The organism is Ruegeria atlantica (assembly GCF_001458195.1).
Classification (GTDB): Bacteria; Pseudomonadota; Alphaproteobacteria; order Rhodobacterales; family Rhodobacteraceae; genus Ruegeria; species Ruegeria atlantica.
Window position 1 is genome coordinate 15955 of record NZ_CYPU01000036.1, and the last position, 19043, is coordinate 34997.

Here is a 19043-nt window from a genome sequence, read left to right on the forward strand (position 1 = left end):
TCAGGTGTTGAAACGCTTGACGTAGTAGTCAACCATCTGGCTGACCATGTCATCCGCCTGACCGTGGTCGCGCGCGTCATTCAGCGCCAAAAGCGCCCCCTGCGACATCACGCTGGTAACGCCTGCTTCGCGCGCCATGCGGTCATAATACCCAAGGTCTTTCGCCGCGTTCTTGATGGCAAAGGCCAGCTGGTTTGGGTCATTCTCGACGCCGTAGGCTTTGACGAAATCCATCATTCCGGAATGCAGCGGCCCAGCGGCCATAACGTCATACACCTGCTTGCGGTCAACACCGGTGATATCTGCCATGGCGAAGGCTTCGGCCATCGCGTTTGCGACGGTCATTCCGAAGAAGTTGTTGATCAGCTTTACCGTGTGCCCGGACCCAACGGGGCCAAGGAAAAAGACGTTTTCGCCCAAATCCTTCAGTGTCGGCTCGGCTTTGTCGAAGGCAACCTTGTTGCCGGAAGTCATTATGTTGAGCTTGCCTTCGTGCGCGTGCGCCGGCGTCCGGCCAAGCGGCGCATCAAGATAGCTTCCACCGGCTGCGGCAACCTCTTCGGCCAAGGCGCGTGTACTGCCTGGGAGAGAGGTGCCAAAGTCGATGACGACCGCCCCGGGTTTCAATCCCGCAATCACTCCATCTGTACCCCGCATACGACCCTCGACCTGTTCGGAGGTGCCCATGCACAGCATCACGATGTCGCTGGCTTCAGCCAGTTCTTGGGCGTTTTGCATCTCGCGGGCGCCTCGGTCAATCGCGGCGTCCAGGTGCGTGCGGTCGCGGTTTCCCAGTACAGCGACCGAGTATCCTTGGTCCAACAGTCGGCTCACCATGGCGCCGCCCATTAGTCCCAAGCCGATAAACCCGATTGATGGTTTGCTCATAGGTCTCCCTTTCCGTGAATGTGTAAGGTTTCCATTCTTGTGTCTGGTGCGGGCGGCTTTTCAGTTTAATTGCTCATTTTGCCCGGTGGAATATCATTGATTTTTGAGTGGTCCGGTATTTTGCCGGGCCGCATGTCCATCAGGCCGGCGCCCGCGCTCGAGTTGTTCGCGCCTTTAGCCCCTCTTCTATCCATGATGTGACCTCGAGCGTCCGGGCTGCATCCTCGACGTCGATCAGTGGAGGGGCGCCGTCGATCACGTCAAGGAAATGATCCAGTTGCACCTCCAATGGTGCGCGTTGCTGTTCCGGTCGTGTAAGCTGGTCCTTTTGGGCCGCAGTCCCCCAATCCTTTCCACGCCACAGAGTCATGGAGGGAAAACTCACAGCACCACTGGTTCCCGTGATCCACATCATGTCCTGGTGGGTCGTGCCGATGTTCGGGTTCTCGCCGGTTCCAGCCTCAAACCCCCAAGGGCTGGGTGCTGTGTCGGCAAAGCTGATAGTGCCCGTCGCGCCGTTTTCGAACGCGGTCGCGATAGCCCCACTTTCTATCCGATCCGATCCGCGGATCGACGCGCCGGGCAGGGCGACGACATCCGAGATTTCTCCGATCACAAACCGCAGGACATCGATATCATGCACCAGATTGATCATGACTGGGCTGCCATCAGAAGTCCGCCAGTTCTGTTCAAAATAGCTCTCGGGTTTACGCATGGCCCACAGCAACGAGACGTTGATGACTTGTCCGATCGTACCTTGCGCGATCACCTCTTTCAGGTGCTGCAAGGTTGTATGATACCGCCGATGGTGGCCCACAAGGCTGCGGACATCGGCCTGGCGAACGGCCGTTCTCAGGCGCAGGGCATCATCGACCGATGCGGCAACCGGCTTTTCGATCAGCATGTGCCAACCGCGGGATGCGGCTAGAATGCCATGTTCGGCATGCAGGCGGGTGGGCGTCGCGATGATGACGCCATCTACGGGGCTCTGCACCTCGTCCATACTGGCAAAACGCGGCGCGTCGATCTGGATCGAACCATCTGGATCGGCCAACCCGACCAACATGCAGTCGGGATGCTCAATCACGGCGCGGACGTGGCGGATGCCGATCAACCCGCCGCCAGCTACAAGGATCCGTTTCACATCACCGCTCCGATTTGCCAAGGAACGAATTCGTAGTCACCCAGGCCCTGCGCCTCGGACTTGGTTCGCGCGCCCGAGGCGACTTGGAGCAGCCGCCGGTATATTTCCTGTCCTTTTTCTTCGACGCTGGCACCTTTGGTCAGAATATCACCCGTATCCACGTCCATGTCTTCAGGCATGCGCGCTGCCAACTCAGAGTTGGTAGCGATTTTCAGCGTGGGCGCTGGTTTGGACCCAAAGGCAGAGCCGCGCCCCGTGGTGAAGCACACTAGGTTGCACCCGGCCGCGATCTGCCCGGTCACCGAGGCCGGGTCATATCCGGGGCTGTCCATGAAGGTGAAGCCTTTGGCGGTGATGGGTTCAGCGTATTTGAATACACCGGTCAAAGGGGTGGTTCCACCCTTCGCCGCTGCCCCCAGCGATTTCTCAAGGATGGTCGTCAGCCCCCCGTGCTTGTTGCCGGGGCTTGGGTTGTTGTCCATCGAGCCGTGATTGCGAGCGGTATAGTCCTGCCACCAATCGATCAGTCCGATAAGTTTTTGCCCAGTTACGCGACCAAGGGCGCGGCGCGTCAAAAGATGTTCGGCTCCGTAGATTTCGGGCGTTTCCGCAAGGACACCGGTGCCGCCTTGGGCAACCAACAGGTCGCAGGCGTGTCCGAGCGCAGGGTTTGCGGTCACGCCTGACCAAGCGTCCGATCCACCGCATTGCAGCGCAACTATCAATTCAGACGCCGGGGCTTCGCTGCGCCTCACCTCATTCGCAATGGGCAGCATCTTGTTAATCTTGCCGATGCCCGCTTCCACGGTCCGGCGCAATCCGGCGACGTTCTGGATGTTCATCGTCTGGAAGGTGGGACTTTGCTTCAGACCATATGCGTCCAGCAGCCAGTCGATCTGGTTCATCTCGCAGCCCAGACCGACCATTAGAACGGCAGCGTGGTTGGGATGTTTCGCAAACCCCCACATGACCCGTTGAAGTGCTTCGAAACCGTCGCCGGAATCGGCCATTCCGCAGCCCGTTCCGTGGACAAAGGCCACCACGCCGTCGACGTTCGGAAACTCGGCCAACTTGTCCGGCGTGAAGTGGTTGGCGATCATACGGGCCGCAGTCGCCGAACAATTAACTGTGGTCAGAACCGCGATGTAATTGCGCGTGCCGACCCGACCACTGTCCCGGTGGTAGCCCATGAACGTATCGACCGAGGTGGCGGGTTTCATGGGCCTGTGATCCGTCGCAAACTCGTAGTCCACACTAGTGTTGCGGAACTCGATATTGTGGGTGTGCACATGGTCGCCAGGTTCGATCGGTTGGGTGGCGTAACCGATAATCTGGGCGTATTTTCTGACAGGATCGCCGGGTGCAAGATTCCGCGTGGCGACCTTGTGTCCCGAGGGGATGCGCGTATTGGTCATGACATCCTCCACCATACTGCCGGCCTCCAGGGACCGAGTTGCAACAACCACGCTATCCGTTCGATCTAAACGTACAAAAGTCATAATCAGCTTTCCTGGCGGCAGCAGCTAGGCGCAGAACGGTGAGTCCGATGTCCATCGGTGAATATCTATGTGCGGTTGTCCGGACAGCCTTGCTCGCGCCGCTTCCCAATTGGAATTGCAGACACGCCAATCTCGCAGTTCGGTTTCGGGGTGCGATCTGGACCTCGCGATGAAGCTGGGGAAATGGTCTCGACCGGTGGGCTGGCCTGCCGCACTGAAGCGAATGTCGAACGACCAGCGGAACCGGTCCGTTTCATTGACCAGCGAAGCATGTGGCGTCAGAGGGTGAAACAGGATGATCCCGCCCGCCTTGACAGGAAGGGGCACAGCCCGGCCTTCGTCAATGAATCCGTCGGCAATACCAGTCTGCGTCCGCGCGCAATGCGGTAGGATGGATTGGTCCTGTGCCTTTGGCAGCACTTGCAGGCAGCCGTTTTCGAGCGTTGCATCGTTGACGGCAATCCACACCGTGACCATGTCGGTCTGATCCGCATCCTCCAACGCAACCGCCCGGTCCTGATGCCAGTCCGTCGCTGTGATGTGCGCGCGCACCTCATCCTTGGACAGCTTGAGAGCGGGGGGCTTCAGCCGAACGTGCTGGATTGGATTGCTCACCAACTCTGGCCCGATCAACTGCTCGACAATGTCAAGCATGGGCCGGGCCGTTAGCAAGTCGAACACTGCAGGCCCGATATGGAACGGTGTGTCCGCCATGATCCGATCGCCGGGCAACGAGATGTCCAGCGGCTGGAAATAGTCGCAACCGGCCTGATAAGCGGACAGAAGTTTGTCCCAGAAGGTCATTCCAGACGGTTCGTCCTTGACCAGCCCTTTTTCGTACCAACCGTCATAGAGCCGGCTCAGGACATCCGAGTATTCGGTCTGTACCCGATCAAGGACATCGGCAGGGATAACATCCTCGACCACGAGGTATCCGTCCGTCTGGAACTTGCCAATCTGATCTTGTGTCAGCATGGGTGCGACCTCACAACAGCAGCGCGATTATGCCCGGCCAAATCAGAAGAACGGAAAGCGCCAGCAACTGGATCCCGATGAATGGCAGGAAGCCACGGAAGATATCCGTCAGACTGATATGTGGCGGGGCCACCGACTTCAGGTAGAACGCGGCCGGGCCAAATGGGGGCGAGAGGAAGCTGACCTGCATGTTCATACAGAACACGACGCCGAACCAGATGGCGACATGACTCGGCTCCAACTGGCCAAAGACTCCGATTTCTTCGATAGGAAGGCGCAGGACGATCGGCAGAAAGACCGGAATAATCAACAGCACGATGCCGACCCAATCCATGAATGCGCCCATGAACAGCAAGATCAGCATCATCACCAGAATGACCAGCATGGTTGGCAGCTCCTGGCCGACGATTAGGTCAGCCACGTATTGGGGCCCGCCAGCAATGGTGTAGGCACCCGCCAGCGCGGCGGCCCCGATCGTAACCCAGATGATGGTGCCTGTGGATTTTAGGGTTCGCATCAAGCTGTCCCAAACCAGCTCGAACGATCCTTCGCCCCGCAGGATGGCGATAATCAGAACGGCGAAGGCGCCCATGCCCGCAGCCTCGGTGATGCCTGTGATCCCGCCATAGATCGAGCCGAGCACGACGCCGATGACGACCAGCGGAGCGACGAGGCCTTTGCCCATTTCCCACCCGATTTTAGCGCGCTCTCTGCCAAAGACGAAGAAGATCAGCAGAAGGGCAACGATCGTGATGCCGGCAAACCAGGGCATGTAGTCAGCCGTTCCCAGCCTCGCGGGCTCGCCCTGGCTGGCAGCGTTCGAGCCTGAGAGTTCGAAAAACGCGGCCCGGATAAACAGAACGGTGGAAAATCCGGCGACGACGATGCTCATGAAAGCCCCAAACAGTTTGCGTTTTTCAGCCGGTTCGGGGTCGTTCGGGTCCGGCTCTGGCAGCGGGGCGTGATGAGGATTCAACTGCGTGCGGATGATGATGTACAAGATGATCATCGAGGCCAACATGAAGCCGGGAATGAAAGACGCGGTGAACAGCGACTTGATCGAGGTTTCGGTGATCAGCCCATAGATGATCAGAACGATCGAGGGAGGGATCATAGTGCCCAGCGACCCCGAGGCGCAGATGACGCCGATGGCGAGATTCTGATCGTAGCCGAGGCGCAGCATCTGGGGCAGGGCGATAAGGCCCAGCAGGACAACCTCACCGCCGATGATGCCGGACATTGCCGCCATGATCACCGCCATGATCGAGGTCACGATTGCGATGCCGCCGCGTGTTCTGGACAGCCAGACATTCAACGACGAATACATGTCTCGCGCGATCCCGGACCGCTCTAGCAGCGACGCCATGAAGATAAACAATGGAACTGATATGAGCACGTAGTCCGTTAAAAGCCCGTATATCTTCTGCGCCAGGATATAGAGCGGCCCAGTGCCTGGCCGGCCGGTGAGAACCCCGTCGCCGAATGAAAACGGGTTCAAAAGCAGTGCCGGTTCAAACTTCAGGACAAGAACCAGAACAGCAAGGGAAGCTGAGGCCAGACCCAAGGGCATTCCGATCGCCAGAAGCACGATCAGGGCGACCATCAGGATGAGTGAGATTGTTCCAATATCCATCAGTCTTGTCCCACCGCTCGTTTGATCATTTCAATTTCGTCTTCGTCCGGTTCATCTGTGTGGATTTCCGGTTCTTTGTTCCAATCCGCGATCAAGTTCAAAATTGCTTGCATTGCGACGAGCGTAATCACGATCAGCACCATCGGCTGCAATGTCGCCGGGATCGGAGGATTGAAGGCGGAGCCATAAAGCTCCCATTTATAGAGCTTGTTGACGAACACCTGTTTGTAGCTGCCGTAGACCAGAAAGAAGGCAAACAGTACGATCAGGATTGTCGAAACCGTATCAAAAACATGCTGAAGCCAACGTGGAACTGCGTCGTACAGCAGGAATATTCGAATGTGACTGCGTTGTTGCATGGCGTAGTAGCCAGACATCAAAAACACAAAGCTGGCGAACCAGAGTGTCATTTCGTTGGCCCACTCGGTCGGCTTTTCCACGATATAGCGCATGAAGACTTCGTAGAGCATGACGATAGTCATGATTGCGATCATCATCATGGTAACTCGGCCTATGAACAGGGCGAAACGATCCATAATCGTCGAGCCTTGGAACTCCATCGTCGCTGGGCGCACGGTCTTGGTGCCAATCACTGCAAGAAACGGTAGAAGGACGAGCGCGGCCACGTCGATGATGTCGACATACCCCCCGAACACGCCAGGCAATTCGGGCGTGACGTCGCTGCGCAGATATATTTCCGTTACCTGGCTTTTGAGGGATTCAGAGGTGTAAGGCAGCCAATCCAATAGGAATGCCGGGAGATGCCAAACAAGCCAACTGGCAGTCGCGACGAAGGCCAACGGTATGAGCCATTCAATTGGTCCGCCTGAATTCTTGTGCATCGCGTAACCCTCGTCCCTATCCTTCGATCCTGTAGTGATCGATAAAGTCTCGATCCGGCTCGACCCCCAGTCCGGGGCCAGTCGGGATCATAACACGGCCGTTGTTGGCCTTGACCTGATTTTGAATTTCCAGCGGTACGGTCAGCAGATCGTCCCGAAATTTGTTGTCCGTAGTGTCGAATTCCAGCATCGGCTCCCATGGATGCAAGCCGCCTGGAATTGGGGGCATGGCCGCCAGTAAATGCAGATTAGTTGCGACAGCGATGGCGCTACCCCAGACGTGATTTACGACCGGAGTGAAATGTGCGTGGCATAGGGCCAGTACCCTGAGATACTCTGAAACACCGCCCAAAGCGCATACTTCTGGCTGCGCTATATCAATGCCGCGATTTTCAAGAAGATTGCGCCAAGCCCAGCGATTGAAAACTGCCTCCCCGCCCGAGATGTTGACTTTCAGCGAAGTGCGCAATTCGCGGTACCCGTCAATGTCTTCTGGCGCGACAGGTTCTTCGAACCAATATGCGTCCAGTTCTTCCAGCGACCGACCGACGTAGAATGCGTCCGAAGTCGTATAGGCATGGTTTGCATCGACCATAAAGGGAAAGTCGTCACCAACCCCGCGTCGAACGGCTTCGCACAGCTTCACATCAGGCTTCGGGCCAAAGCCCGTTTTCATTTTGGTGGCGGTGAATCCCATCTCCTTGATCTTTGAGGCTTCATCCTCAAAACGGCTGGCCAGATTGGAAATCGGTTCATCCCTGAGCATCATGCCGTAGCCGTAGCAAGGAACGCTTGCGCGATGTGCGCCGCCGACAAGCTTATGGAGGGGGAGGCCAGAGATTTTGCCGGTGATGTCCCAAAGTGCGATGTCCACACCGGACAAAGCCTGTATTGGCATTCCGCTTTGGCCATGGTCTCGCAAAAGGTTGTACACCTTGTGCCAGATCACGTCTTTGTCCAAAGGGTCCATGCCAAGAACCATTGGTTGGATGACCTTTTCCACGATGGATTTGTTGGCAATGGCTACGTTTCCGGGACCAAAGCACTCCCCCCAACCAGTTACCCGTTCATCTGTCTGAACCTCGACCAGATGAGTTGTACGCTTGTCATAATACTGTTGCGAGTAGCCCAGAACTTCCGGCATGTCGTACTGCAGTACGTGACTTATTATTCTGGTGATTTTCATGAAGCTCTGGATCCCGGCGCCGAACCGGAGAGGCCGCTAGTGCGGCCTTTCCGTGTGTCGTAAGTCGGTCGCAGCCTGACTACTGCATCGCGCCCAGGTCACGCAGGAAGTTGATATGGCTTTCCAGCAGCGCCTGTGCTTCAGGGGTCGTTGCGAACTCAGTCCACCCGACTTGAACGGCCGCGCGATAGGCTGCCAGATCTTCAGGCGACCATTCGTACAACTGAACGCCTTTTGCTTTCAGGTCTTTTGCAGTTTGAGCGTTCTGCACTTCGTTGATGGTCGCATTGTGCAATGCCAGGCTATCCATTGCGACTTCCATAATCTTCTTATGGTGCGCGGGCATTGCTTCCCAAACGTCTTTGCGACAGGCAAGGTGGTCCGCGGGCATCGAGTGGAAACCGGGATAGTTTGTGTGACCTGCGATCTCGTACAGGCCCAGGCCCACATTGTTCGTCAGGTTCGCAGCATCCGCACCATCAATGATGCCGGTTTCCAAAGCTGTGAAGATTTCGTTGAAGTCCATAACGATCGGAGAAGCACCAAGTTCTGCGAACACTTTGGTCGCAAGGCCTGGAGGGGAGCGGAATTTCCAATCTTTGAAGTCGTCCACTTTTGCAATCGGCTTGGTCGAAGAAAGCGACTCCGGCCCGGGAATCCACCATCCGATGAATTCCATGTCGTAGCCGTTGTATAAATCATTTACAGCTTCTCTTCCGCCGCCATGAAGAAGCCAAGCCATTTGCTGATATGGGTTCTGATATCCGCCGAGCAGGTCGCCCGCAAACTGGAAGGCCGGGTTTTTACCGGTCTGATAGCCGCCGCCCGTCATGTCGCAATCCAGAATTCCGGTAGCTGCGGCATCGAAGGTTTCAACTGATTTGACCACCGAAGAGGAAAAGAACATTTCAACTTCGATTTCGCCGTTCGACATTTCCTGAATGTCTTCAACGAATTTTGCAGCCATCTGGCCTGACAGAGTTTCGGGCGAAAAATGGGTTTGAATTCTAAGCTTCGTTGTTTCAGCCATCGCGAAACCGGCTGCCATTGTCGTGGCTACGGCCGCCAGGGCCGCTGTCTTGACTATTTTCATATTGTCCTCCCAGACGTTGAGCGTGCGCGGTGTGGAAGATCTTGCCGCCTCCTTTGCTGTCGCGCAGGTAAACGTTAAGCCGACGAATCGAATGCAACAAGAAAAAATTGAAATTTTTAAAAAATTCGAGATTCTTGCGATAATTCGAAAATAAGGTTAGGACGCTACTTGGACAAAACTTGAAGGTGCATACTGGAATGAACGACGAAATAGATATTTATCAAGATCTTAAGATGCGCCTGATCTCTAATGGATTCGAGCATGGAGCCAAGGTGCGGGCTGAAGAACTTCGTAAAGTGTATGGCTGTTCTGCGAGCGCCGTTCGTGAAGTCCTTTTTCGTTTGGCCGCTGTTGGTTTGGTGGACTTTCAGGAACAAAAAGGTTTCCGCGTGCCAATGCGTTCGCCGCAGAAGCTTATCGAATTGACGCACGTCCGTGTTCTGTTGGAGGCCGAAGGCACCGCAATGTCGATCCGTAATGGCGGGGTGGATTGGGAAGCAAGATTGACGGCCGCACATCACAAACTTAGCCATATCGAAAAACGCATTCACGCCACAGACGACCCGAGCGGCCTTATCGAGATATGGTTTTCCTCGGAAAAGGAATTTCACGAAACACTTATTTCTGCCTGTGGCTCGGAAACTTTAAAACAAATGCATAGCCGAGTTTACGCGCAATTCAGACAACAGTTGATGGTGGCAGACCGGAACTTTGAATTCATTTCTCAGAACATAAGACACCATGCCGATATACTTGAAGCAGCATTGTCAGGGGATGAGCAATTAACACGAGAGAAAATTCACGACCATCTGGAACGCCATCTAACTGGAAAGACGATGGGCGACTAAAGCCGAAAATCGTCTTCCAAATACACGCGAATGATTTCGTCGAAGCTTGATTCCGCCTTGAACCCCAACTCCAGAGCGCGATCTGTTTGAAAGTCTCGCGGCCAATTCTTGACTATTCGTTCGATTGTCTCGTCGGGTTCTTGCCTGATTAGGCCAACCGCTTCTTGGCCGGCCACTTTGCGCAGAGCTTCGATTTGTTCGGCGACGGTGCAACTTACGCCAGGCATGTTCAATGCGCGTCTGTCATTCAAAAGCTGCGTGTCCATTGTTGCTGCGTGGGTCAAAAAAGTCGCAGCGGCGCGGGGGCTGGCGTGCCAGTGGCGAACGGTTTCGGCAACTGGCAAGACAGCCTCATCCCCATTCAATGGCTCTCGGATTATACCTGAAAAGAAGGACGAAGCGGCAGCGTTGGCTTTGCCCGGGCGCACACACAAAGTGGGCAAGCGCAAGGAAATACCGTCGATATATCCTTTCCTGCTGAAATCCGTGATCATCAATTCAGCCGCCGCTTTCTGCGCTCCGTAACTTGTCAAAGGTGCCGAGAGGAATTCATCGCTTATCTTTTCGGGGAATGGTGACCCGAAAACTGCTATGGACGAGGCAAAAACCAGGCGAGGTGTGTACTCGCTTTCTGAAGCTTCGTGTTCATCCTTAAGTGCGTTCAGCAGTGCCCACGTTGCCATAAGGTTTACATCCCAACCCAACGCAAAGTCTGTTTCAGCTTGGCCTGAAACGATAGCTGCAAGATGAAAAATGACGTCTGGCCGCTGCGTAGCAAAAGACTTAGCTATGCCTGTCGCAGTCAAGTTCCCCACAATTTGATTACCTGCCGCACTGTCGGGCGGGAACGAGAGATCGAACAGTGAGACTTGGGCATCGGCTCCAAAGGTTTCTTGGATCGACACGCGATGGGCCAGTTTCTGGCCCAGCATTCCTCCGCCGCCTATAATCAGGATCCGCGTCACAGCATTCCGTTCCGTTTTTTGAGTTCTAGATACAAAGCCGAATGATCCAGTTCGGCCCCATCCATTTCGTCTATCAGGTATTCGAAACGGTCGCGCACAGATCGGGTGCTAGGTAGCTCAACGCCAAGGCTTCCCGCTTCCTCTAGCGTATTGTCCAAATCCTTTAGTTGAAACTTAGACAAACCCCCGGGTGTAAAATTTCCATCAGACATGCGTTCGCCATGTTGTTGCAAGATAATACTATCCGCAAAGCCCCCCTTTAGTGCGGCCCTCAACGCGGTGGGGTCCGCACCGCCTTGCTGAGCCAGTAGAGTCGCCTCGGCGACTGCCGATATTGTTACAGCGACAATTGTTTGATTGGCCAATTTGCACAATTGACCAGAACCACTTGGGCCAACATGCACAGGCCGGCCCATTGCTGTCAGAACCGGTCGCACGCGCTCCATAACGTCCTGACCGCCACCGACCATGATCGCAAGGGTGCCAGCTTCGGCACCTTTGGTGCCACCGGATACCGGGGCGTCCAGATGCAGCACCCCCATCGAGGAAAGCTGCGCGGATTGCTCTCTTGCGTGTTCGGGTTTGGCGCTCGACATATCAATCCAGATCATCCCCGGTTTGAGTTGCTCGCGGAAAGCCTCGTCAGCAAGTAGCGCGCCGGTCGCGTATCCATCCGAGAGCATGGTTATTATTACGTCTGCACCCGAAACCGCCAGCGGGGCAGTTTCCACCAATGTCGCGCCTTCTGCTGCCAACGGGTTTGCCTTTTTCAAGCTGCGGTTCCATACAGTGAGCGGAAACTCGGCGCGCAAAATATTCCGCGCCATAGGAGCTCCCATCAGGCCGGTTCCCAACAGAGCCACTTTGAACTGCTTGCTCATCATCTACTGTCCTTCCGAAGGTGCGCCACGCATGGTTATGGCCAAACCAAAATCTCTGTCATACGCTAACGGCTCTGTGCCCACATGCCAGAAGTCGTTGCAAATCCGCCAAGGTTTCTTTGCTTCTCGGTTGATCTGTGGGACGACGTAACACTTGTCCAGTCGCCACTTTTGAGGTCGGAATATGTATATGTCAGAAAGACTTAAGGGAAAAAGCGTCCTGGTCACAGCCGCCGCACAGGGGATCGGACTTGCAAGCGCAATTGCAATGGCAAGAGAGGGTGCAAAAGTCTATGCGACGGATATTAGCCCCAAAAAACTAAATTTGATTCGCGGTCAGAATCTCGAAAATCTCGAAAATCTCGAAAATCTCGAAATTTTCGAGATGGATGTGACGAATAATGACAGCATTCATCATGGGGTCGCGCGAGCGAAGCCGGACGTTTTGTTCAACTGCGCAGGGTTCGTGCATCACGGAACTATTCTGGATGCAACCGATGAAGAGTGGGATTTCGCCATGGACCTTAATGTGCGCTCAATGGTGCGCACGACAAAGGCTGTATTGCCGGGAATGCTAGAGCGCGGAGGAGGCTCGATAATCAATATGTCTTCCGCACTGGGTTCCATAATCGGTGCGCCAAATCGTTTTGTATATGGAACGACAAAAGCCGCTGTTGTTGGGCTGACGAAATCGGTAGCCGTGGACTTCGTAACAAAAGGAATCCGGTGCAATTGCATTTGTCCGGGAACAGTCGACAGTCCCAGTTGGCGTGACCGCGTAGATGCGTTGGGCGAGCAACTGGGCAGCAGAGAAGAGGCCCTTGCACAATTTGTGGCGCGACAGCCTATGGGGCGTGTAGCGAAAGCAGAAGAGATTGCTGCATTGGTCGTCTATCTGGCGAGCGATGAAAGTGCATTCACCACTGGACACACGCACATAATTGACGGGGGTTGGTCAGGCCAATGACAAAAGTATCAAAAAAAGATCTGCGATCTCGCAAGTGGTTCATGAATTCTGAGAACCTTGAGATGACGGCATTGTATCTGGAAAGATACCTGAATTACGGATTGACCCGTGAGGAACTGCAATCAGGCAAACCGATCATTGGCATTGCTCAGACCGGCAGTGATTTGAGCCCCTGTAATCGGCATCATATCGAATTGTCAAAACGTGTTCGCGATGGAATCATCGCCGCCGGGGGAACGTGCATCGAAATACCGGTCCACCCGATACAAGAGACAGGTAAACGGCCAACGGCGTCACTCGACCGCAACCTGGCTTATCTGTCCTTGGTTGAGAGTCTATTCGGGTATCCGATTGATGGCGTTGTTCTGAACATTGGTTGCGACAAGACCACGCCCGCGCTTCTTATGGCCGCTGCGACCGTCAACATCTCGGCGATTGCCCTGTCGGTCGGTCCCATGCTCAACGGCTGGTGGAAAGGTGAGCGCGCCGGATCGGGAACGGTTATTTGGAAAGCGCGCGAAGACCTTGCGGCTGACGAAATAGACACCGATGAGTTCATGGAGATCGCAGCCGCCGCAGCACCTTCGGTGGGTTATTGCAATACGATGGGAACAGCAACGACCATGAATTCGCTTGCTGAGGCCTTGGGTATGCAATTGCCCGGATCAGCAGCCATTCCAGCCCCGTATAGAGAGCGCGGTCAAATCAGTTATGAAACGGGTAAACGCATTGTGGACATGGTCTGGGAGGATCTACGCCCGAGCGATGTGATGACACGTCAGGCTTTTGAGAATGCGATTGTTATCAACTCTGCGATTGGCGGATCGACGAACGCGCCGATCCACCTGAATGCAATCGCCCGGCATCTTGGTGTTCCGTTGACCAACGATGACTGGCAGAAACTTGGCCACGACGTTCCACTGTTGGTTAACATGCAGCCTGCGGGTGAGTATCTGGGCGAAGATTACCAACAGGCCGGAGGTGTACCCGCCGTTGTCGGAGAGCTTCTTGACGCTGGATTGCTGCCGCATCCCGATGCGATAACGGTGAACGGCAAGACGATGGGCAATAATTGCTCGGCGCGCCGGTCTCAGAATAGCAAAGTAATCAAGACTGTTGATAGCCCGGTTAAGCAACAGGCGGGGTTCATCAATCTCTCGGGTAACCTGTTCGAGAGTGCGATTATGAAGACATCTGTGATCTCACAGTCATTTCGACAGACCTACCTGTCGAACCCGGATGATCCTAATGCATTTGAGGGCAGGGCGGTTGTGTTTGATGGGCCTGAGGATTTTCACCATCGGATCGATGATCCCGAAGAATACATCGACGCAAACTGTATTCTGATTATGCGCGGAGCAGGACCAAAAGGTTACCCAGGTGCCGCAGAGGTCGTGAACATGCGTCCGCCCGCATATTTGTTGAAACAAGGCATCGAAGCCCTTCCTTGCATCGGTGATGGACGGCAATCCGGAACATCAGGAAGCCCGTCTATCCTGAATGCTTCACCCGAAGCTGCAGAGGGTGGTGGGTTGGCCTTAGTGCGAAATGGTGACCGCCTGCGCATCGATCTTGGCAAAGGCACAGCAGATATGCTGGTTTCGCTCGAAGAACTGCATGAACGCGCCCGCGATCTGGAGGCAAAGGGTGGGTATTCAATGCCGCCCAACCAATCCCCGTGGCAGGAAATTTTCCGCGAAAAAGTAGATCGGTTGGATCGCGGTATGACGCTCAAGGGGGCAGAAAACTACCACGATATCGCGCGAGGATTCATGCCACGCGACAATCACTAAAAGGAACAGAAATGAAACTTGTTCGTTACGGAGTAGAGGGCTCGGAAAAGCCTGCGTTGGTCGACGCTGAGGGCCAATTGCGGGATCTGTCCGCTCATATCATTGATATTACGGGTGATATGTTGGATGACGGAACGCTTGATAACCTGCGCTCATTGGATCCGAACAACCTGCCAATTGTAGAGGGTGACCCTCGTATCGCACCGTGTGTCGGTGACATCGGTAAATTTCTTTGCATCGGTTTGAACTACTCGGACCATGCAGCAGAAACCGGCGCAGATATTCCCGAGCATCCGATACTTTTTTTCAAGGCTAACTCAGCGGTCATTGGGGCATATGACGAAGTTGTCATGCCGCGGGGATCTACACACACCGACTGGGAATGCGAACTGGGCGTCGTCATAGGCAAAACAGTCAAATACGTTTCCAAGGCCGACGCGCTCGAATACGTTGCCGGCTATTGCATCGTAAACGACGTGTCGGAAAGGCATTTTCAAACTCAACTGACCGGTCAATGGACCAAAGGCAAGTCTTGCGACACATTTGGCCCTACTGGCCCTTGGCTAGTGACCCGGGATGAGGTGCCGGATCCTCAAAGTCTTGGTATGTCACTGGATGTAAACGGTCAGCGCATGCAAACCGGGAATACTGCTACGATGATCTTTTCCGTTGCCGAGATCATTGAACATCTAAGCCAACTTTTCACACTGCATCCCGGCGACGTCATTTCAACTGGAACACCGCCCGGTGTTGGAATGGGGATCAAACCGGACCCAGTTTACCTGAAAAAAGGCGACGTCATGGAGCTTCGTATCGATGGGCTTGGCGTTCAGCGGCAAGAGGTCGGCCAAGATGACTGACTTATTGCAAATCGGAGGGATCACTGAACGGATGCGAGAACGCCTGGCCACAGTGTTCAATATTCATCAATTGGACGATTTCAGCGCGGATAGTGTAACACATATCGTTACAAATGGGCATGATGGCGTTCCGCATGACCTGATGACATCACTCAGCAGTTTGAAGATGATCAGCGTCTATGGAGTCGGTTACGACGCCGTCGACGCAAATGCCGCGGCTGAGCGCGGGATTGTCGTGACGCACACACCGAATGTTTTGAACAAAGAAGTCGCAACCACCGCCGTTTTGCTGTTGCTGTCATGTTATCGAGAGCTCGTACGTGACGACGATTACGTTCGGTCCGGACGGTGGGAAGTTGAAGGTAATGCCCCTTTGACACGATCAGCGGACAATCAAAGAATAGGCATTCTTGGTCTTGGTCGCATTGGTCAGGCGATCGTTGATAAGTTGGAGCCGTGGGCCCCCGAAATCTCTTATAATACCCGCAATCAAAAGGATGTCCCGTACCGATATTTCGACAGTTTGGTTGAAATGGCAGAACATGTGGATGTCCTCATATGCATCACGCCCGGCGGCCCGTCGACCAATAGGCTGGTCAACGCTGAGGTGTTGCGCGCGTTGGGGGCAGGGGGCACTCTTATAAACGTTAGTCGAGGTTCGGTTGTCGACGAAACTGCCCTAATCAATGCATTGCAAAACGGTGAGCTCGGGTGGGCAGGGCTTGATGTTTTTGAAGACGAACCGCGCGTTCCAAAAGCATTGCGCGAGTTGTCCAATGTCGTTCTTCTCCCTCACGCTGGTAGCGCGACTATTGAGACACGTGCAGCTATGGGTGACCTAACTGTCGACAATCTCCTGCAACACCTTAAGGACGGATCGGTGATCACAGCTGTGCCGGAATGCAGAGATCTGTAGAAGGCCAATCTGAATAGTGTTTGAGTTTGCCGTTGCGGTTTTCTTTCTGCTGATTACGCCTGGCCCAGGTGTTTTGACAACTGCGGGTATTGGATCAGCATTTGGTTTTCGAGCTGGGCTCGCTTTTGTGGCCGGTTTGATGCTGGGCGGGTTCATCAACATGATGTTTGTTGTCTCTGGAGTCGCTGCAGTAGCTTTGGCTATACCGGTACTTAGAACTTTGCTGCTATTTGCCTCTGTTGGGTATTTGGGATTTATTGCCTGGCGTATTGCAAGAGCTGGCTCAAAGGTCGGGTTTTCCCCCGCGGTCTCGCCACTTGGTTTTGCGAACGGGCTGACACTTCAGTTCATTAATCCCAAGGCTTACGTGGTTGGCACTGCATTGTTTTCAGGGTTTGCCTTTTTGCCCGATGCGCCCGTTTGGGAGGTCGTCATAAAAATCGTAATATTCAATATGGTTTGGGTGCCAGTGCACATGATCTGGCTGGGTGCTGGCGCAAAGCTAGGCAGCCTTGATTTAAGTGAGAGATCACATCAAAGGATCAACTTTGCGATGGCGGCTTCATTGATGGTTGTTGTGGTGACTGCTTTGGCGTCGGCGCTTTAAACAAAGCCTGCGTCAGTCGTACCTAGCAGACGGTTGAAAGACACAAATCAAAGTGACGCCGTTATTCCGCCATCAACGTAGAGAGTATGTCCATTGACGAAACTGGATGCAGGGGAGGCAAGGAATATGGCGGCGCCGACAAGTTCTTCCACATTGCCCCAGCGACCGGCCGGGGTGCGTTTCTCGAGCCATGCACTAAACTCAGGGTCAGCAACCAATGCGGCGTTCAAAGGTGTATCGAAATATCCAGGCGCAATGGCATTGCAGTTTAGGCCATACTTAGCCCAATCAGTCGCCATTCCCTTTGTAAGGTTGGTCACGGCACCTTTTGTCGCCGTGTAAGGCGCAATACCCGGTCTTGCCAATGCGGATTGAACCGACGCAATGTTAATGATCTTGCCTGACTTTCTTTCAATCATGTGCCGTGCCACAGCCTGACCGACATGAAAGACGGACGCTACATTTGTCTGTAGTAGGTGCTCGAAGGCATCAGCGGGGAAATCCTGTAGCTCCGTCCTGTATTGCATTCCGGCGTTGTTTATCAGGATGTCTATGGGGCCGACATTGTCTTCAAAGTTGTCCACGGCAGATCGGACACCTTCATGATCGGTTGCATCGAACGAAAGTTCACGTACCGAGGCGCCTGTTTCGCTCAACTCGGATGCCGCTGCCGCTAGTTTCGCGGTGTCGCGCCCGTTCAAAACGACTTGCGAACCGGCGGCAGCCAAGCCACGGGCCAACGCAAATCCAATGCCTTGGCTAGAGCCTGTTACTAGTGCGCGTTTTCCCTCTAGGTTGAACATTTCAAGCATCATGCAAAAACCCCTTGGTTGTCAGCACCGACTATCCGTATCTTTTGGCAATATGTATAGGGAGTCTGTGCAATGTCTTCGGCCAATGTTGCTGTTGTTATCCATGCCGCAAAAGATCTGAGGTTGGAAAACCGGGACGTACACGACGTGGGGCCAGACGAAGTCTTGATTGCCATGCGCGCGGGTGGGATTTGCGGCTCTGACCTGCATTATTATAACCACGGTGGTTTCGGTGCGATCAAGTTGCGTCAGCCGATGGTGCTAGGACATGAAGTCGCCGGAGAAATCGTGAAAGTCGGGTCAAGTGTGCAGGGGCTGCACTTAGGCCAACTGGTTGCAGTTTCTCCATCCCGCCCTTGCCAAGCCTGCATTTATTGTCTGAACGGGCAGCAAAACCACTGTCTTGATATGAAGTTCTATGGCAGCGCGATGCCGTTCCCGCATATCCAAGGCGCTTTTCAAAGCAAACTCGTGGCGAAAGCCAGTCAATGTGTTCCGGCAGATGGGTTGAGCCCTGCGCAGGCCGCTATGGCCGAACCTCTGGCTGTCTGTTTGCACGCGATTAAACAAGCCGGGAACCTCTTAGGCAAAACGGTACTTTTAACGGGATGCGGCCCGATTGGCTGCCTCACGATCTTGGCGGTACGCCGTTCTGGAGCGGCCAGAGTAGTGGCGACGGATATCTCGGACCAGACCCTCGCTCTGGCGCGTGAATGCGGGGCAGACGATGTCATCAACACCTACGCCGATCCGCAAAAACTGGAGCAGTTTGAAAACGACAAGGGCCAGGTTGATGTCCAACTGGAGTGTTCTGGGGCTCAATCGGCTCTGGCTTCTGGCGTCGCATGCTTGCGACCGGGTGGAACATTGGTTCAGCTTGGTCTGGGTGGAGATATGACTGTGCCAATGCAGGCGTTGACTGCAAAAGAGATAGTGCTTCGCGGGTCTTTCCGTTTCCATTCCGAGTTCTCAGTCGCGGTCGAGATGATGCGAAGCGGACTAATGAACGTCGACCAGTTGGTGACGCATTCCTTCGAAGTTGGCGAGGCTGTTACTGCCTTTGAGGTCGCGTCTGATCGAAGCCAATCAATGAAAGTGCAGTTAACGTTTCCGGAAAATGACGATGGATAGGCG

At 54.5% G+C, this 19043-nt stretch carries 17 protein-coding genes and 1 pseudogene; 7 read left to right on the forward strand and 11 right to left on the reverse strand.

What is annotated here, in order from left to right:
• From RUA4292_RS09685 to RUA4292_RS09720, 8 genes and pseudogenes are all read right to left on the reverse strand, one after another.
• A pseudogene (locus RUA4292_RS09685) lies at positions 1–927 on the reverse strand (NAD(P)-dependent oxidoreductase); the annotation flags it as partial.
• 100 nt (positions 928–1027) lie between these two features.
• Positions 1028–2032 (reverse strand): Gfo/Idh/MocA family protein, encoded by a 1005-nt coding sequence (locus RUA4292_RS09690; protein ID WP_058277415.1) that lies wholly within the window; start codon positions 2030–2032, stop codon positions 1028–1030.
• The gene (locus RUA4292_RS09695) at positions 2029–3531 is read right to left on the reverse strand and encodes a UxaA family hydrolase (RefSeq protein WP_058277416.1); all 1503 of its coding nucleotides are present in this window, start codon (positions 3529–3531) and stop codon (positions 2029–2031) included. The genes RUA4292_RS09690 and RUA4292_RS09695 overlap by 4 nt, the downstream gene beginning before the upstream one ends.
• Before the next feature lie 24 nt (positions 3532–3555).
• On the reverse strand, positions 3556–4506 hold the full coding sequence (locus RUA4292_RS09700; protein ID WP_058277417.1) for a phytanoyl-CoA dioxygenase family protein: 951 nt from the start codon (positions 4504–4506) through the stop codon (positions 3556–3558).
• A 10-nt stretch (positions 4507–4516) separates the two neighbouring features.
• A complete protein-coding gene (locus RUA4292_RS09705; RefSeq protein WP_058277418.1) occupies positions 4517–6139 on the reverse strand; it encodes a TRAP transporter large permease in 1623 nt (540 codons plus the stop codon).
• Positions 6139–6981, reverse strand: a complete 843-nt coding sequence (locus RUA4292_RS09710) for a TRAP transporter small permease subunit (protein ID WP_058277419.1) — start codon at positions 6979–6981, stop codon at positions 6139–6141. Before RUA4292_RS09710 ends, RUA4292_RS09705 begins: the two co-directional genes overlap by 1 nt.
• Before the next feature lie 16 nt (positions 6982–6997).
• Positions 6998–8167 (reverse strand): mandelate racemase/muconate lactonizing enzyme family protein, encoded by a 1170-nt coding sequence (locus tag RUA4292_RS09715; protein WP_058277420.1) that lies wholly within the window; start codon positions 8165–8167, stop codon positions 6998–7000.
• Between the two features lie 79 nt (positions 8168–8246).
• Positions 8247–9260 (reverse strand): TRAP transporter substrate-binding protein, encoded by a 1014-nt coding sequence (locus RUA4292_RS09720; protein WP_058277421.1) that lies wholly within the window; start codon positions 9258–9260, stop codon positions 8247–8249.
• Between the two features lie 197 nt (positions 9261–9457).
• Between RUA4292_RS09720 and RUA4292_RS09725 the strand changes: the two genes are divergently transcribed.
• Entirely contained in the window at positions 9458–10108 is a 651-nt protein-coding gene (locus tag RUA4292_RS09725) for a GntR family transcriptional regulator (protein WP_058277422.1), read from the forward strand.
• On the opposite strand, the gene denD is transcribed toward RUA4292_RS09725, so the two are convergent.
• Together denD and RUA4292_RS09735 are read right to left on the reverse strand one after the other, a co-directional pair.
• Positions 10105–11073 (reverse strand): D-erythronate dehydrogenase, encoded by a 969-nt coding sequence (gene denD, locus RUA4292_RS09730; RefSeq protein ID WP_058277423.1) that lies wholly within the window; start codon positions 11071–11073, stop codon positions 10105–10107. The two genes, RUA4292_RS09725 and denD, sit on opposite strands and share 4 nt — an antisense overlap.
• On the reverse strand, positions 11070–11954 hold the full coding sequence (locus RUA4292_RS09735; RefSeq protein WP_058277441.1) for an NAD(P)-dependent oxidoreductase: 885 nt from the start codon (positions 11952–11954) through the stop codon (positions 11070–11072). The genes denD and RUA4292_RS09735 overlap by 4 nt, the downstream gene beginning before the upstream one ends.
• 190 nt (positions 11955–12144) lie before the next feature.
• Here RUA4292_RS09735 and RUA4292_RS09740 point away from each other — a divergent pair, with 190 nt between their 5' ends.
• The 5 genes from RUA4292_RS09740 to RUA4292_RS09760 are packed head-to-tail and all read left to right on the forward strand — an operon-like array spanning position 12145 to position 17097.
• Positions 12145–12921, forward strand: a complete 777-nt coding sequence (locus tag RUA4292_RS09740) for an SDR family oxidoreductase (protein WP_058277442.1) — start codon at positions 12145–12147, stop codon at positions 12919–12921.
• The gene (locus RUA4292_RS09745; RefSeq protein ID WP_058277424.1) at positions 12918–14714 is read left to right on the forward strand and encodes an IlvD/Edd family dehydratase; all 1797 of its coding nucleotides are present in this window, start codon (positions 12918–12920) and stop codon (positions 14712–14714) included. The genes RUA4292_RS09740 and RUA4292_RS09745 overlap by 4 nt, the downstream gene beginning before the upstream one ends.
• Before the next feature lie 11 nt (positions 14715–14725).
• Positions 14726–15574 carry a fumarylacetoacetate hydrolase family protein gene (locus RUA4292_RS09750; RefSeq protein ID WP_058277425.1) on the forward strand — a complete coding sequence of 283 codons (849 nt, stop codon included), beginning with the start codon at positions 14726–14728 and terminating at the stop codon, positions 15572–15574.
• On the forward strand, positions 15567–16490 hold the full coding sequence (locus RUA4292_RS09755; RefSeq protein WP_058277426.1) for a 2-hydroxyacid dehydrogenase: 924 nt from the start codon (positions 15567–15569) through the stop codon (positions 16488–16490). The genes RUA4292_RS09750 and RUA4292_RS09755 overlap by 8 nt, the downstream gene beginning before the upstream one ends.
• A 16-nt stretch (positions 16491–16506) precedes the next feature.
• Positions 16507–17097 (forward strand): LysE family translocator, encoded by a 591-nt coding sequence (locus tag RUA4292_RS09760; protein ID WP_058277427.1) that lies wholly within the window; start codon positions 16507–16509, stop codon positions 17095–17097.
• A 47-nt stretch (positions 17098–17144) separates the two neighbouring features.
• On the opposite strand, the gene RUA4292_RS09765 is transcribed toward RUA4292_RS09760, so the two are convergent.
• Positions 17145–17912, reverse strand: a complete 768-nt coding sequence (locus RUA4292_RS09765; RefSeq protein WP_058277428.1) for an SDR family oxidoreductase — start codon at positions 17910–17912, stop codon at positions 17145–17147.
• A 69-nt stretch (positions 17913–17981) separates the two neighbouring features.
• On the opposite strand from RUA4292_RS09765, the gene RUA4292_RS09770 reads away from it, so the two are divergent.
• Entirely contained in the window at positions 17982–19040 is a 1059-nt protein-coding gene (locus RUA4292_RS09770; protein ID WP_058277429.1) for an L-idonate 5-dehydrogenase, read from the forward strand.
• The last annotated feature ends 3 nt before the right edge of the window (positions 19041–19043 follow it).